Annotated in this window: 9 protein-coding genes; 5 read left to right on the top strand and 4 right to left on the bottom strand. The window is 33.8% G+C overall.

Annotated features, from left to right (window positions below; genetic code table 11):
- Nucleotides 1–113: 113 nt before the first annotated feature.
- From OLM54_RS20970 to ilvA, 3 genes are all read left to right on the top strand, one after another.
- Complete coding sequence (locus OLM54_RS20970) at nucleotides 114–2090, top strand: urocanate hydratase (protein ID WP_264536472.1); 1977 nt, start codon at nucleotides 114–116, stop codon at nucleotides 2088–2090.
- Nucleotides 2091–2140: 50 nt separating this feature from the next.
- Nucleotides 2141–2677, top strand: a complete 537-nt coding sequence (locus OLM54_RS20965) for a DUF4136 domain-containing protein (RefSeq protein WP_264536471.1) — start codon at nucleotides 2141–2143, stop codon at nucleotides 2675–2677.
- A gap of 315 nt (nucleotides 2678–2992) precedes the next feature.
- Nucleotides 2993–4237 (top strand): threonine ammonia-lyase IlvA, encoded by a 1245-nt coding sequence (gene ilvA / locus OLM54_RS20960; protein WP_264536470.1) that lies wholly within the window; start codon nucleotides 2993–2995, stop codon nucleotides 4235–4237.
- 82 nt (nucleotides 4238–4319) lie between these two features.
- On the opposite strand, the gene OLM54_RS20955 is transcribed toward ilvA, so the two are convergent.
- Entirely contained in the window at nucleotides 4320–6461 is a 2142-nt protein-coding gene (locus OLM54_RS20955; RefSeq protein WP_264536469.1) for an RICIN domain-containing protein, read from the bottom strand.
- 392 nt (nucleotides 6462–6853) lie between these two features.
- Between OLM54_RS20955 and OLM54_RS20950 the strand changes: the two genes are divergently transcribed.
- Both OLM54_RS20950 and OLM54_RS20945 read left to right on the top strand, forming a co-directional pair.
- Complete coding sequence (locus tag OLM54_RS20950; RefSeq protein WP_264536468.1) at nucleotides 6854–7249, top strand: group III truncated hemoglobin; 396 nt, start codon at nucleotides 6854–6856, stop codon at nucleotides 7247–7249.
- A 96-nt stretch (nucleotides 7250–7345) separates the two neighbouring features.
- A complete protein-coding gene (locus OLM54_RS20945; RefSeq protein WP_264536467.1) occupies nucleotides 7346–9112 on the top strand; it encodes an aromatic amino acid hydroxylase in 1767 nt (588 codons plus the stop codon).
- Between the two features lie 256 nt (nucleotides 9113–9368).
- Here the strand turns inward: OLM54_RS20945 and OLM54_RS20940 are convergent, their stop codons facing one another.
- The 3 genes from OLM54_RS20940 to OLM54_RS20930 form a co-directional block, all read right to left on the bottom strand.
- Nucleotides 9369–9998, bottom strand: a complete 630-nt coding sequence (locus OLM54_RS20940) for a DUF4230 domain-containing protein (RefSeq protein ID WP_264536466.1) — start codon at nucleotides 9996–9998, stop codon at nucleotides 9369–9371.
- 89 nt (nucleotides 9999–10087) lie between these two features.
- A complete protein-coding gene (locus OLM54_RS20935) occupies nucleotides 10088–12385 on the bottom strand; it encodes a BamA/TamA family outer membrane protein (RefSeq protein WP_413614457.1) in 2298 nt (765 codons plus the stop codon).
- Between the two features lie 4 nt (nucleotides 12386–12389).
- Nucleotides 12390–17492, bottom strand: a complete 5103-nt coding sequence (locus OLM54_RS20930; RefSeq protein WP_264536464.1) for a translocation/assembly module TamB — start codon at nucleotides 17490–17492, stop codon at nucleotides 12390–12392.
- Nucleotides 17493–17640 lie beyond the last annotated feature (148 nt).

Genomic DNA, 17640 nt, shown 5'->3' with positions numbered 1-17640 from the left:
GTGAATCTTACATTAAAACTAACCTTAAATTAATTTAGTTGTTTGATTATTCGGATTCAAAAAAATCTAAAATCTATCCCGAGGCTTCGGGACTAAAATCTAAAATAAAAAAAATGACTTTTAAAGAACAAATACAACAAGGAATACCAAGTATATTACCTCCAAAGGCAGCATACGATTTAGCGATTAACCATGCGCCAAAAAGAAAAGAAATCCTTTCGGCAGAAGAAAAAAAACTGGCTTTAAAAAATGCTTTGCGTTATTTTGAAGCTAAACATCATGCTGAATTAATCAAGGAATTTTCAGAAGAATTAGAAAAATACGGTCGTATCTATATGTATCGTTTACGTCCTGATTACAGAATGTACGCGCGCCCAATTGACGAATATCCGGGAAAATCTTTGCAGGCAAAAGCGATTATGCACATGATTCAGAACAATCTGGATTATGCTGTGGCGCAGCATCCGCATGAATTAATTACGTATGGCGGTAACGGAGCTGTTTTCCAGAACTGGGCACAGTATTTATTAACGATGCAATATTTGTCTGAAATGACAAACGAGCAGACTTTAACTATGTATTCAGGTCATCCGATGGGATTATTTCCTTCGCATTCAGAAGCGCCTAGAGTCGTGGTTACAAACGGAATGGTGATCCCAAATTATTCTAAACCGGACGATTGGGAAAAAATGAATGCTTTGGGCGTTTCGCAATACGGACAAATGACGGCAGGAAGTTATATGTATATTGGTCCTCAAGGAATTGTACACGGAACTACGATTACGGTTTTGAATGGTTTCAGAAAAATAAAATTAAATCCTGAAGGCAATTTATTTGTAACTTCAGGTCTTGGCGGAATGTCTGGCGCGCAGCCAAAAGCCGGAAATATTGCAGGTTGTATTACGGTCTGCGCCGAAGTAAATCCAAAAATTACCAAGATTCGTCACGAACAAGGCTGGATTAATGAAATCGTAACTTCGACAGAAGAATTGGTTAAAAGAGTCCATTCGGCGAAAGCCAATAAAGAAGTGGTTTCGATTGCTTATTTAGGAAATGTGGTTGATGTTTGGGAATGTTTTGACAAAGAAAATATCAAAATTGATTTAGGTTCAGATCAAACTTCGCTTCATAATCCTTGGGCTGGCGGTTATTATCCGGTTGGGATTTCATTTGAAGAAGCGAACGAAATGATGGCAAACAATCCTGAATTATTCAAAGAAAAAGTACAGGAATCGTTGCGTCGTCAAGCGAAAGCAATTAACAAACATACCGCAAAAGGTACTTACTTTTTTGATTACGGAAATGCCTTTTTATTAGAAGCTTCCCGCGCCGGAGCAGATGTAATGGCGGAGAATAATATCGATTTTAAATATCCGAGTTACGTTCAGGATATTATGGGACCAATGTGTTTTGATTACGGTTTTGGTCCTTTTAGATGGGTTTGTACATCTGGAAAACCAGAAGATTTACAAAAAACAGATAACATTGCAAGTCAGGTTTTAGAAGAATTGGCAAAAACAGCTCCAAATGAAATTCAGCAGCAAATGCAGGATAATATTAAATGGATTAAAGGTGCGCAGGAAAATAAATTGGTTGTAGGTTCTCAGGCAAGAATTCTTTATGCTGATGCCGAAGGTCGAATTAAAATTGCAGAAGCTTTTAATCAGGCGATTGCAAAAGGCGAAATTGGAACTGTGGTTTTAGGCCGTGATCATCATGATGTTTCAGGAACGGATTCTCCTTACAGAGAGACGTCAAACATTTATGACGGATCTCGTTTTACGGCAGATATGGCGATTCAAAACGTGATTGGCGACAGCTTTAGAGGTGCAACCTGGGTATCGATTCATAATGGCGGCGGAGTTGGCTGGGGAGAGGTTATTAACGGCGGATTTGGTATGGTTCTTGATGGTTCTAAAGAGGCTTCAAAGCGTTTAGCATCAATGCTTTTCTGGGATGTTAACAACGGGATTTCAAGACGAAGCTGGGCCCGAAATGACGAAGCTATTTTTGCTATAAAAAGAGCAATGGAAGTTCAGCCTTTACTAAAAGTAACTTTACCTAATATAGTAGACGAAAGTTTATTTTAGCCTAAAGTTTTCTTATTTATTTAAAAATGAGAACATTAAAACTTAATTATATGAAAACATTCAAATTAGTACCCATTTTTCTGCTTTTACTTTTAGCCTCTTGCAGCACGGTTAGTGTTTATTCTGATTACGACAAAAACGTAGATTTTACGCCTTATAAAACTTATGCTTTCTTTAAGCCGGGAATTGACAAGGTTGAAATTTCTGATTTGGATAAAAGACGTATTCTTCACGCAATAGATACTGAATTGCAGGCAAAAGGTTTTACCAAAAGCGAAAATCCTGATTTATTAGTAAACATTTTTACTAAATCAAGAGAACAGGTAAATGTAAACCAATTCAGCGCCGGTTGGGGTTACGGTTGGGGCTGGGGATGGAATCCTTACATGATGTACGGAAACCAGACTACTGTTTCAACTTCTACAGAAGGAACTTTATTCATTGATTTAATCGATGCTAAAAAGAAAGAAATGATCTGGCAAGGTGAAGGTGTTGGAACTTTAACAAAAAACGTTGATAAAAAAGACGCAAAAGTACAAGAAATTGTAAGCAAAGTTTTGGCTCAATATCCTCCGGTTAAAAAATAGTTTTCAGTTTCAGTTTTCAGTTTTTTGTAAAAACTAAAAAAAGTTATTGACTACTTCTCAAAATAATTTATACATTTGTTATTCAGACAACAAAAAAATGACAAACTTTAATAACATTATTATCGCTATTATTAGCATTATTGCAATTGGGCAATGATGGCGAGGTGTTATATAAATAAGTAAACAAAATACAATTTATAAAACCTCCCAAATCGGGAGGTTTTTTTATTTAAATATTTTGCCACAGATTAAAAAGATAATAAGAATTTTTAATCTGTGGCAAAAGAAAAAACCAGTTCACAAAAAGACACTATCATGAATCTATTTAACGAAGTACTTGCCGCAAAAAAGCAACTTGAAAATGTGGTTGCCGCTACACCACTCACACAAAATTTGAATCTTTCAGAAGAATTTAAATCGACTGTTTTATTAAAAAGAGAAGATTTACAAATTGTTCGGTCGTATAAAATTAGAGGTGCTTACAACAAAATTTCTTCGTTAAAAGATACTGAAAAAGCAACTGGAATTGTTTGTGCAAGTGCCGGCAATCATGCTCAGGGCGTTGCTTATTCCTGTCATTTACTTCAGATAAAAGGCAAAATTTATATGCCAAAAACTACTCCAAAACAAAAAGTAAAACAAGTGCAATTGTTTGGAAAATCCTTTGTAGAAATTGTTCTTACAGGAGATACTTTTGATGATGCCTATGCATCGGCAACTGCAGACGCTATTAAAAATCACAAAACTTTCATTCATCCTTTTGATGATGAAAAAGTAATCGCCGGTCAGGGAACTGTTGGTTTAGAAATTCTAGAAAGCTTTAAAGAACCTATTGATTATGTTTTTGTTCCGATTGGCGGCGGTGGACTTGCTTCAGGATTATCTGAAGTTTTTAAACATTTGAGTCCGAATACAAAAATTATTGGGGTTGAACCAAAAGGCGCTCCTTCAATGAAAACTTCTATTGCCGAAAATAAAAATACAGCACTCAAAACAATAGATAAATTTGTTGATGGCGCCGCCGTAAAACAGGTTGGAGATATGACTTTTGACATTTGCCGAAATAATCTGGATGATATTATTCTCGTTCCCGAAGGAAAAGTCTGCACTACAATTCTACGATTATACAATGAAGAAGCTATGGTTGTAGAACCTGCAGGCGCATTAACAATTGCTGCTTTAGATTTTTACAAAGACAAAATAAAAGGCAAAAAAGTGGTTTGTGTAGTAAGCGGAAGCAATAATGACATTGAAAGAACTGCCGAAATAAAAGAACGCTCTTTACTTTATGAAGGTTTAATGCACTACTTTATGATTCAGTTTCCACAGCGTCCGGGAGCTTTAAAAGAATTTGTAAATAACATTTTAGGTCCCGATGATGACATTACTTATTTTCAGTTTCATAAAAAAAACAATCGCGAAGTAGGTTCTGTAGTTGTTGGTTTAGAATTGAAAAACAAAAAAGACATTATGAATATTAAACTAAATATGACAAAAAACGGATTTGAGTTTCAGTACTTAAATGACAATCAGGATTTGTTTACACAGTTAATTGGTTAAAAAACAAAAGGCTGCCTGAAATAATATCAGACAGCCTTTTCACTCAATATAAAATTACTAATTGAATTCAGAAATATAAAAACTATTTTTTAGCCACTTTCTTAGAATGTGAACCTTTGCTATCAGTAACTTTAACAATATATAATCCTTTTGATAATTTTGAAATATCAACTTCTGTTTCATTTCCACTTACAAAATCAATCGTACTTTTCAGCAAAATCTGACCCGTTACCGAATAAATCTCAACCTGCCCCGAACCTGAATTTGGTGTATTAATTTTTAAATAGTCGTTTGATGTATTTATATAAACAGATAAATCAGATGGAGAATTAACTTCTTCTACTGCAACTTTTTTAGCTGTAGATTCAACCTGTACTAATTGCCATTGCTGATTTAAACCTCCTGTATACGACCAAACCTGAATATTTGCGCCATTTGCCGTAGAAACATTTTCGACATCTAATGATTTTCCGCTATTCAAATTGATGATTTTATAATAACCATCTCCAAGACTTGTAACGGTCCATTTAAATTCGTTTGAAGCAGACAATGTTCTTTGCTGTACTTTTAGTCCGTCTGTCGCGCCATTATTCTCAACTGCAAGATACAATCCGATAGATTTTACAATAATGTAGTAATTGCCGCTTCCGTCAGATACAAATTTCCAGCGTTGATTATTTCCGCCACCGCCTGTAACATCATATTGCTGAATACGGCTTCCGCTTGTTGTTGCATTATCTGCCACATCCAAACCTTTATTACTATTTCTTGAAATGATATTATAATATCCCGGCAAACCTGTAACAGGCGGTGTTCCTGCTCCCCAGGTAAATGTTACCGCAGATGAAGCAGGAACTGTATAATTAAACGCAGATGTTCCTGAAACAACTTTGATTGCATTTGCTGATCCGGAATTATAAATTACAAGTGCAATAGATCCGTCAGGATTTTTAAATCCGGCAGAAACAATAGATCCATTTGTACTTGAAGAACTGATTCTTAGAGCACCCGGTTTTACAAATTTTGAGATTTGCCCAATAATATAATACGCTACATTTTTTGTATAACTTGTACTATTGTTTACTGTAATTGCTCCTAAACAAGTGCTGCATCCGCCCGGAGTACGCGGACCAAGGCTTGAATTATTTGCTGCATTCCATTCCAGAACTGTTTTTGACCAGTTATTTGTGCTTCCAATAACAACATTTTGCATGTGCCAGCCAAAATCTCCGCCAAAACTTCCTCCTGATCCTGTATATTGTTCCGTGAAATAAACATTTTTATTTGTTGCATTTCGCACTGTTGACATAGCCGAAATGTTTCCTAAATACAAATGAAAAGCTGCTCCATCAACATAACCGCTATTATTTAAAACATCAATTGGATACGCTGTATTATCACAATTATGATCAAAAGCTATGATTTTTATATTTCCATAACCTGCGGATGCCATCTGAGGACCAAGCTGTTGATTAATAAAATTCTTTTGTTCTGTAGAATTCATCAGCATACTTGGTTCGTTATTTGGATTTTCAGGTTCGTTTTGAGGCGTGATTCCCCAAATCGAAATTCCCTGTGCCTGCATGGCATCAAAATATTTCACAAAATATCGGGCATAAGCCGCATAATATTGTGTTTGTAAATTTCCGCCAAACCAAGAATTATTGGTTTTCATCCAGCGTGGTGCTGACCACGGAGTTGCCAATATTTTAATATTTGGATTAATTAATTTTATCTTTTTTAGAATGGGAACTAAATACGTTAAATCTGGTCCGTTCAAACTAAAATTATTCATATTTACATCGCCCGAAGTTTCGTTATAACTGTACGAAGAACTGCTTAAATCTGAAGCTCCTATACTAATACGAACAACACTTGCGTTTAATCCTGTAGTTGGATTATACAAATCATTCAATAACTGATTTTGTTGTGTAGCAGCCATTCCGCTAATAACTTCGCAGCTTCCTTCTGTAAGTGTGTATCCAAAACCATCCATAGTTTGATAGGTTGTTGAAGGGTTTACAGTGACTGTAGAAGGATTAGATCCTGAATTTGTACCAAAGCTTACAGTACCTTGTTGTTGTAATAATCTTGTTTGATCGCCTGAAGTAATCCAGGGCGTAACAGTCTGTGCTGTTGTTTTAGTCATTAATGAAATCATAATAATGCAAAACATTATTATAAGTTTCATTCGGTTTTGTGGTTTTTGGGTAGTTTTGTTCATTTTTTAAGGTTTTTGATAATTAATTTTTTCTCATTTTTTAAGATTAATTTTATTAATTCTCATCAATATTATAGTAATTTTAATTAAAATGATATTTTTCTTACATTACAAATACACATCATTTTGAAATTTTAACCTTACAAAAACTTATCTATTTTTTTATTAAATCATTGATATTTAATATTTTAAAAACAATAAATCGCATAATAATCTTACTTTTGTATTTTAAAAAATCATAAAATGATAAAATCAGTATATAAACCTTTATTTTCTGTTTGTTCAAATCCTATTTTACATTCAATTTTATAAAATAAATAACACTCAAATGATAAATATCAGAAAGGGTAAACTATGATATATCGTATTTTTGCAATTCATTTTATTTAGAAAACATGGCAACTCTTAAAGATATTTCAAACATAGAAGACATAAAATTGATGGTCGATACTTTTTATGATAACATTAGAAAAGACGATCTTCTTGGACCAATTTTTAACGACAAATTACAAGATCGCTGGCCGGTGCATTTGCAAAAAATGTATGGTTTTTGGCAGACTATTTTATTTGATGTCCGCGCATATTCAGGAACACCTTTTCCTCCGCATAAACAATTACCTGTAGATAAAACACATTTTGATCGCTGGATTCAAATTTTTAACGCATCAATCGATACTCTTTTCGCAGGTGAAGTTACTGAAGAAGCAAAAATGCGTGCCACAAATATGGCTTTTATGTTCAATCATAAAATTGAATATTTCAGAAACGCAGAAAATTCAACAAAACTGTAACAAAAGATTCTATTAAATAAAAATATTTTAATTAATCTCAGGAAATAGCTATTCAAATTCGTAATTTTACATTCTTAATCTACAACGTTTTCGAAAATGAATGCATCTATTGAAACAAATCCGTTATTAGAAAGATTGCCAAAACATTTACAGCAATTCATCAAACCTCAGGATTATAGCGATTATTCGCCAATTAATCAGGCAGTTTGGCGTTATGTAATGCGTAAAAATGTAGATTATTTATCGAAAGTTGCCCATAATTCTTATTTAGACGGTTTGAAAAAAACCGGAATCGAAGTTGATTCAATTCCAAGTATGTATGGCATGAACAGAATTCTGACCGAAATTGGCTGGGCTGCTGTTGCCGTTGACGGATTTATTCCGCCAAATGCTTTTATGGAATTTCAGGCCTATAACGTTTTGGTAATTGCTTCAGATATTCGTCAGTTAGAACATATTGAATATACACCAGCACCGGATATTATTCACGAAGGTGCCGGTCACGCTCCTATTATTGCAAATCCTGAATATGCTGAATATTTGCGCCGCTTTGGCGAAATTGGCTGTAAAGCTATTTCATCGCATAAAGATTATCAAATGTATGAAGCGATTCGTTTGCTTTCGATTTTGAAAGAAGCCGAAGATACACCACAGGAAAAAATTGACGAGGCTGAAAAAGCGGTTGCTGATTTACAAAACAATATGGGCGAATTGTCTGAAATGGCTCAAATTCGTAATTTACATTGGTGGACTGTTGAATACGGTTTGATTGGAACTGTCGAAGACCCAAAAATATACGGTGCCGGATTACTTTCTTCTATCGGAGAAAGTGCCTGGTGCATGACCGACAACGTGAAGAAAATCCCTTATGATATTTCGGCTGCGAATCAAAATTTTGATATTACGCAGTTACAGCCTCAACTTTATGTTACGCCAAATTTCTCTTATTTAAGTTTGATTCTGGAAGAATTTGCTAATAAAATGGCTTTAAGAACCGGAGGAATTTCGGGAATTAAAAAACTAATTCATTCGAATGCTTTGGGAACAATTGAATTAAGTACAGGTTTACAAATTTCTGGTGTTTTTACCAATGTTTTGGAAGAAGAAGGAAAACCGGTTTACATTCAGACAACAGGAAAAACAGCTTTATCTTATCGCGAAAAAGAATTAGTTGGTCACGGTACTTTAACGCATCCACACGGATTTGGAAGTCCGATTGGGAAACTAAAAGGGTTCAATTTGGCGATTGAAGATATGAGTCCAAAAGACTTGCAAGCCTATAGTATTGTCGAAAATGAAACTGTAAAACTAGAATTTGAAGGCAGTATTATTGTTGAAGGTGAAATCATTACAGGTTCAAGAAACTTACACGGTGAAATTATTCTGATTAGTTTTAGAAATTGTACCGTTACTCATGGCGAAACGATTTTGTTTCAGCCTGATTGGGGGAATTATGATATGGCAATTGGTAAAAAAGTAGTTTCTGCTTTTTCCGGTCCGGCCGATGTCAATAGTTTTGATCTTATAAATACTGTTCCAAAAACAACTACTATTAAAGCAAAACATACAGACGAACGTGACGATCTTGAAGTTCTATATCAAACGGTTCGTATGATCAGAGAAAACAAAGATTCTAAATCTGAGCTTAAATCTGTTTTTGAAAAACTAAAAAATAATCATCCTGCCGATTGGTTGTTAACTGTTGAAATCGCAGAACTTTTAAAAGATTCAGAAGAGAAACAGCTTTTGCAGGAAGTCCTGGTTCATTTAGATCAATTGAAAGAAAAACGTCCGGAAGTAGCGCATTTAATTGCTGGAGGTTTAGATTTGATTTTTGATAGTTCTTTGCCACAAAGACATTAAGACACAGAAACTTTTTTATTAATTGTACTGATTTATTTCTCGAAGATTTGGCAGTTTTAAGTTGATTTTGCGCAGATTTTATTTCACGAAAAGTGATAAAACGCAAGCCTTGTCATTTCGAGGAATGAGAAATCACAATAGTAACTCAACAAAGATTGGCGGCATACTAGACGGAATTTCTTGTGTGATTTCTCCTCCGTCGAAATGACAAGATTCTGTTAAAAACCTTTGAACCTTTGCCCCTATGAACCTTTGATTACAATTTCAAATTCTCATTAAAATCTTTATCAGATTCGATTGTTTTTCCGTCATATTGCAGTTTCCAGCCCATTGAATTAGTCAGAATTAAAATCTTGGATAATTCACTAATTAATCGGTTTTGAGCGTTTGTTTTAAGTGACGACTTATCGATTTTTTTAGCCAGATTTGCTTTTACCGATTTGTTGATTTTATTATAATCATCACCAGTAAACGGGTTTAGTTTGCTTTGCTCAACATCATAAAACTGAATATCGGGATTGATTGTAATTTCTTCTTTCGGAATATTAAGAATTGTAATGGTTTTATTTTTTTCGTCGATATCGTATTTCATTTTATGCAAATCGTAGGCAACGGTAACATTTGCATTTACAACAACAAGCGCTTTCTTCTCAAAAGAAACCATATCCATCAAATATTTCTGTTGATTTTTATAGGTTATAACTTCTGAGAAATGCCCTTCGGTGACAACCAATTTTCCAACATTCAAAATTTGCTGCTGAATAAGATTGGTATTATAATCAATCGTAGAATCGTCGTCTTTCTTGAACTCACAATATTTGAAAGCCAAAACTATTACAAGCACAGCAGCAGCTAAAACTATTATTCTTTTTATTAAATTTTGCATTCCATTATTTTATTAGACCAATTTACTTCTTTTTTTCAAGAGCTTAAAAATTTTTCGTCACGAAGTTTTTTAGCTGCGAATTTCACGAATTAAAATGGATAACCAATAGCTATATTTAATATCAAATTATCTTTTCGCCACGGTCCGCTGCCAAAATCGATATCTTTAATTACCCATCTTTCGCCTTCAGGCAAATACGGTTTTCTTAGCGGAAATGCCAAATCGGTTCTTAAAATCAGGAAAGACAAATCAAAACGTAATCCGGCTCCGGCTCCAACAGCAATTTCTTTCATAAAATCTTTAGAAATTTCAGCTCCGGGTTTATCGGGATCTGCGTTCATAAGCCAAATATTTCCGGCATCTACAAACAATGCACCGCGAACAATACTAAAAAGTTTCGCACGATATTCTGTACTAAACTCTAATTTTAAATCTCCGGATTGATCCGGCAAATAATCGTTTGTTGTTACTGCATTTAAGTAACTTCCCGGGCCAAGTGATCTTGCCCTAAACGCACGAATACTATTTGTTCCTCCAACTACAAATTGTTTTGAGGTTGGTAATGCAAGCGAATTTCCATACGGAATTCCGGCACCAACAATGATTCTGCTTGCCAGTTCGCTTTCTTTACTTAATTTTAAATAATGCCTGAAATCAGCTTTAAGTTTTACATATTGACTAAACGGAACATCAAAAATATTCTTCTGGTTTCCTTCTTTCACATTGGCTCCGGTTACCAAACCTGTTACGTTTCCTGCCAGATCTAATTCTCCGTTAAAATAAAATGTATTTTTTTTACGCTTTTGCATCGTATTGGTGTACGTATACTGATACGTTGGTCCAAAAATCAATTGTTTTTCGATTACTTTCCCCAGCGCAGGATCTTCCTCTATATCCTGCAAATATTCAGCCGTTACATTATTCGGGCTCACGTATGTAATATCTACAACATTCAATTGATGTTCTTTTCGAATGTTTTCTTTCCATAAATATCCAAAAGAAGCATTAAAAGAATTTAACGCATAAAGCTGTGTTCTGTTTTGAAACTCATAACGAAGTGTCGCTTTTGTTCTTGGCACAAATTCACTCGAACCGCCAATTTTAAAAGGCGTAATAAATCTTGGCCATGTTAAACTGGTTTCTGTCCCGAGTTTATAGATGTTTTTTCCGTTGTTTGTTCCCGAAAGCTGAAAATCGGCTCCGCCAAAAACAGATACAGTCAGTAATTCTGCACCACGAAATAAGTTTCGGTTATTCCAGTTTACATTTACCTCTGTTCCGGTATAACTCGCCGAATTTGTTTTTCCTAAAACCTCTACACGAATAAACTTTTTTGGTAAAAGCGTTAAGTAATAATAAGCATCTAACGTGTTTTTTAAACTGTCTGATGGTTTAAATTCATTCTTCACAAAATTAAAAGTTCCAAGATTTACAAATCGGTTTAAAGTCAGATTATGGTCTTTTCTGTTGTAAAGATCTCCTTTTTTAAAATATATTGTTCTGTCAAAAACTCTCGGATTAAAAGTATTTGCGGTATCTATAATCGTAAAATCTTTATACTGAACAACATCTTTTTTGGTATATTTTACACTGTCTTTTGAAATCGAAAAATTCGGGTACACAACTATTTTACCAATTTTATAAGCTGTAAGTGCTTTTGGCGGTGCATCATCTTTTATTACCAGTCTCACTTTTACTTCATGATCGCCTTTACTGCTGTCTACCTTAGCTAAAATATAATCGGGATTAAAATAATAATATCCTTTTTCTTTCAATCGTGCGTCTATGCGTTCACGTTCTGCTTTAATGACATCCAAATCATACGGTTTGCCAACTTTTAATAAACTTCTTCGGCTTGATCTTCCAATTATTCTTGACATTGCCAAAGAGTCATCAGGAAAGGTGACACTTTTAATGATATATTGTTTTTTGGGTACAACCGTGTATTCTGCCGTAACTCTTTTATTTTTTGCGGTTGAATCTGCACTGACACGGGTTTTAAAATAACCTCGGTTTTCTGTAAAATTTCTCAAAATTGACGAATTATAATCTAAATCAACCTGACTAAAAAGTACCGGTGCTTCACCCACTTTATTACGCAGCCAATATCTAATTCCTTTCTCTTTTTTAGGTTCTCCTGCAATATTATAAATCCATAATTTTGGGCGTAATCCTAATATTTGTTTCGTTGGTTTTGGACGTAATAAACCCTCAAGTTCTTTTTCAAGCGCTTTTCTTTCTTTCTTTTTAATCACAGAATCTTTCACGGTTACAGAAGCTCCTGTGTATAATAAATCACCTTCCGGTAAATATTTTGTGTTGCTGCATCCAAAAACAAAAAACAAGGATAAAAGCAGCACAGAATATTGTATATATCTTATTTTCATATCGCTATGTTTTTTGCTCATTTCCTTCAATTTGCTCATTCTCTTTATTTTCTTCTTTTTCCTTTTCTTCTTTTTCTTTCTGTTTTCTTTTTTCCTTACGCAGTTTTTCCTCTTTAATCATTTCTTTTTCTTCGGCAGAACGATGAAAAAGTTCACGGAACTTATTGTAACTCATCGTAATAATAAAAGCAACTCCGGTTTCTACAACCTGTCCTTCTACCGCAACCTGATATTCATTTTTTCGATAAGCACGAACCATATATCGTCCATCTTTTGTAAGCTGATAATCAAGTGCGACATCTCCTGCAATATTGGTACTTTCTTCGTTGGCACGTTCCTGACCTTCAACGCCAAAACTGCTTCCTACGGTCACTTTCAATCTGTCATCCAGCAGTTTTTTAGAAACCCCAACATTCAAATCGGTTCTGTTTTCTCTCGCTCCCGAAGTGTAATCATCTGTGGATTCTAAGTCAAATTCTAACTGAACTCCGGTAATTAATTCTCCCGCCAAATCATTTAATTGCTGAGAAAGAATTTTGCTCACACTTTGTCTTGCCAGCGATTCGGCACTTGTTCCGCCGCTTTCACTTGCAAACGGATTTTCACCAATAAATCTGTTAAGTAATAAAAGTGCAAAAACCTGTTTGTTTAATTCTGCCGGTTCTTGTCGAAGCTGTTCTAATTTTGCCTGCGAAGCCGAAACGATATCAGATGAAACATCATAATTTCCGTCAGGCAGAATAATATCAAAACTAATTTCCGGTTTCAATAATTCGCCTTTCATTTTTAATAAAGTCTGAAACGGAATTTTCTGTTTGTATGTATTTTTAACGGTCGAACTTACTGACCCTAACTGATTTCCGAGTAAATCTATCGGTGCGGCTTCTACTTTATAAATTGCTGTAATATTTAAAGTTGCCATCGTTGGTTCGCCATTCCAGGTAATCGAACTTCCTTTTTGAATATTAAATTTTCTTCGGATCATATTGAAATTCATTTCATAAGCGCCGTCTGAAAACTCATATTTACCCGTTAAAGTTGTTTTTCCCGAAGGATCGATTCCGCCTGTAAGCTGCGCTTCGCCTTTTAAATTTAAGTAATCTCCGTTTCCTTTATCAATTACCAGCGTAAGTTCTGCTTCTTTATCGATCGTAATTTCAACACTTACATCCATCCCTTTTAACTCAGACTGATTGAGTTTTTCCTGAATTTCGGCAGTTTGTTTCAAATACAAATTATCTTCATCTACAAACTCAACAATCCCTTCTCTATCAGCAATTGAAGGATCTGATTGTGGTAAAACAACAGAGAATTTTGTTTCTTTATTTATCTTGATATTTCCGCCAATAACCGGATTATCCAGCGTTCCTTTTACATTTAATTTGGTATCTAAAAATAAATCTCCATAAAACAAATCGTTGTCTGCCGCTTTTGAATGAATCGCTCTAAAATCATTGGCGACAACGGTTAAACCAAAATTATAATTTCTAAAATCCGGAGACTGAATTGTTCCGTCTACAGATAATTCGTTGTCATTTTCGTCAATAAGCGTAAACTTATCAAATGAAATTACATCATTTGAAAAAGTGATTTTTTCCTGATCTGTTTTAAAATAAGAATTTAACTGTGTAACTCTAAAAGCGGTATCGTTGAAATTTAATTCTCCGCCAATTTTAGGAGAAGAAGCATTTCCGGTAATTTTAAAATTTCCTGATAAATACCCTTTTCCTTCTGTAATATTTCCCATTGTGAATCCCTGAATACTTTTGATATTCAGTTTATTGATATCCACATTAAAATCTAAATTTCCGCCATTTATCGTATAATTTCCCGTCAGTTTTACATCATTATCCTGTCCGGTTAAATTGACATTTGCAGCCAGTATATTATTAGTTTTATTGTCTACTTTTATTTCAATATCGCCCACCGGTTCTGCTTTAAAAGCAAAATCAGTCACTTTTATATCCGACGTAAAAGTTGGACTTGTCATTACATTTTCGACAACCGCATTTCCGTTTATCAATCCCTGCATCAACAACTCGTCTTTTTTTACCATATTTAAAACAGTCTCGATTTTGAAGTTTACAAAATCTACCTGCAATGGCGCATTATCCTGAGTTCCCTGCGACTGAATTTTTAATTCATTTCCGGCATTATCAAGATAAAATTTATTGATATAAAGACGTTTTCCACCAAATTCAACGGAGTTTTCAGGATCGATATTCCATTTATCATAGTTTAGAACAAAATTTTCAGCATCAATTTTAAAAATATTTTTACTATCGTCACGATTCAAATTTCCGGCAATAAAATATTGCTGTTTGTCTTTTGTATCTTTTACTTCAAGAGCGTATGTCAAAACATTACTTTCGACTTTTCCGGATAAACTTGTAAACGGAATTTTCATTGAACCGCTTTCAATTGTTGCTACAGAAATTTGATATTCTAAAGCATTTTCTTTCGCTTCGATATTTATTTTTCCGTCGGCAATAGTATTATTTGCATAAACAATTCGCGGAATCGTTCCTTTTATTTCTAAAGAATCTGTTACGTTATTGTATTTTCCTGTAATTTTAATGGGTTCTAAACCGGTTAATTTCGGAATTAATTTAAAAATCAGCGGATCATTGTCTACCGTTAATGTAAAAGCTAATCGTTGTTCGTCTGATTCTCCGTTTACTTTCGGATTTTGTAAATCAAGATATTTCGATACTGATTTTTTTATTGCCGCTGTTAAAGTGGTCAGTTTGTATTTTCCGTCAACTTCAGCTTTTAAAAACTGAGATGAAATTTTAATATTATTTCGGTTTTCGTCTGAAAAAGCAATTATGCGAACAGAATCCAACACAATTGGTTCTGCTTCCTGTAAAATCTGAACATTCGAAAGAAACACCTTTCCGTTTAAAAAATCCGGATTACTATTCGCAATATCGGCATCAATATTTCCACGCAATTTCATTGGTCCGGCGTGAAGATTAAGTTTTTCAAGATCGGCAATATCAAGGTTTAATTTTAATTGAATCGATGGATATTTGTCTTTCGTGTTTCCGCTTGCAGCTAAATTAAAATTCAAATTCGGGTCATTCATTCCTGATTTTACAGCAAAAGTTCCATTTTTAATATTTCCTTTTAAAGCTAAATCTCTATATGTATATTTATTAAATACCGCTTTTTGCACCAAACCGTCCAATTCTGCCTGAGCCGTTTTTGGGTCTAAACCTTTGCCTTTTACTTTCGCTTTAAGCGTAATTTTTCCTATCGAATCGTTTTTAATTAATTTACCTAAATTAAAATCAAGTAAATAAACCGTCGCATCGTATTTCTCTTGTTTTTTAATGCGCTGATCAAATAACGCATCCACTTTTGCATTTCCGAAACTACTGTTTAAAGTCAGATTTGTTTTGAAATTCTGAATCGAACCTTTAAATTTTCCCTGCAAATTAAATTGCGATGGCAACTGAATGTTTTTCGGAATTGTTCCCGCCGGTACAAAAGCATAAACATCTTTTGAAGTACTTGATAACTTTTTAATATTCAAATCGTAATAGGCTTTTTGAGCATCCGGCAAACCGGTAATTTTTCCCGAAAGGGAAACTTTTGTAGTTCCAATTCCGCTCATTTCAAACTGCGGAATATTCAGGTCTTTTATTTTTCCACTCAGGCGTGTATTCAAATACAAAATAGCATTTGGATTGCTTTTAAACGGATTTGTTTTTTGTAAATCAGGCGCAAATAGTAAAATATCTTTAAAACCAATTTTAGATTGATTTAGATTGGCTTCTATAGTCAGGTTTCCTAAATCTTTTTTTAAGGCGGCAAGCGAAGCATATTTCACTTTAATTTTATTCTGCAAAAGCGTTTGAGGCGTTCTTACATATAAATTTTCTAAAGACGCATTTTTAGGTCCGTAAAAGAAATTTGTTTTTAAAGACTGAATCTCTAAACCTTTTTTTTCATTGGCGGCAAGCGATTTTATATTTCCGGAAATTACATCATTTCCATAAGATAGTTTTTCTGCTTTAAGATTAAATTTGCTTAAATCTAAATGGCTGTAATCAATTCCTTTTTGAGTGGGTTTTGATTGCATATCGTCAAATTTGAAAACGATATTTTGTATATCTACTTCGTTTAGTTTTACTTTCCATCCTGTTTGTTTTATGGAAGTTGAATCTAAACTTGGCGCTTTAATTTGTTTGTCTTTTGCCCCTAATCGTAAGTTTCCTTTTAAGTTTTTTAATTCGAAAGAATCAAAATCTAAAAGCTGTTTATTCAGGTCAATTTCATTCACCGTTAAATCTAAATTTCCCAGTTTTATTCCCGAATCTAATTTTGAATCTTTGTTATCATAAGATACATCAATTTTAGATAAACTGATTTTATCTAATTTTAGTTTGAAATCTTTTCTCTTAGAAATGGTATCGACAGTTTCAACAGAAACTTCGGCAATTTTTTCTACGGCATCCTGATCTAAAACTAATTTTAATCCGTTTAAATTGATATTCGGAATATCAAAATTCATTTTATCCAATTCAAATTTGTTGAATTTAGTATCAAAATGCGTCAATTTTACTTTTACATCATTTTTAGCAAAATCATCTTTAAAATTAAAATTGATATTATCGAGATTCACTTTTACGACAGAAACTTTGAAAGGTTTACTATCCGGATCTTCTACTTTTGGTTCTTTTGATTCGAATGCTTTTATGATATAATCAAAATTAAAAACACCTTCTTTATTTCGGGAAATATTGGCTGTAGTATTTTCTAATGAAACGGAGTTGATTTCTAATTCGCTGCTAATCAATTTAAATAAATCGACATCAACTTCTAAACGTTTTCCGGCAAGCAGAACTTTCTTTTTTTGATCTTCAAAATAAAACCCTTCCAGAACTACATCTTTTGGAAATTTGATTAAAATTCGGTCTAATGAAACTTTGGTTTTTATTTTATCATGCAGATAATTTATGGCTTTATCTTTAGCATAATTCTGAATTGACGGGAGCTGAATTAAAATGGTAAGGAGTAATAAAAGTGCAACTATAGAACCCACGCACCAAAGTAGTACACGTAGTGTTTTTTTAAGAAAATGAATGGGTTTCTTATTCATACGTAGTAAAACACGATTAGATTAAAATTGCATTGTATAGAAACTGTATTTCTACAGTTTACAAAATTGTAAATTTTAAACTTTAACAATTTACATAATTATGCGCAATTCTTCTAAAATTATACGGAAAAATAGTTAATTTCTTACT

Origin of the sequence: Flavobacterium sp. N1736 (assembly GCF_025947065.1) — a bacterium.
In the GTDB taxonomy this organism is placed as follows: Bacteria; Bacteroidota; Bacteroidia; order Flavobacteriales; family Flavobacteriaceae; genus Flavobacterium.
Note: the sequence above shows the minus strand (reverse complement) of the source record. Positions and strands in the feature narration are given on the sequence as shown.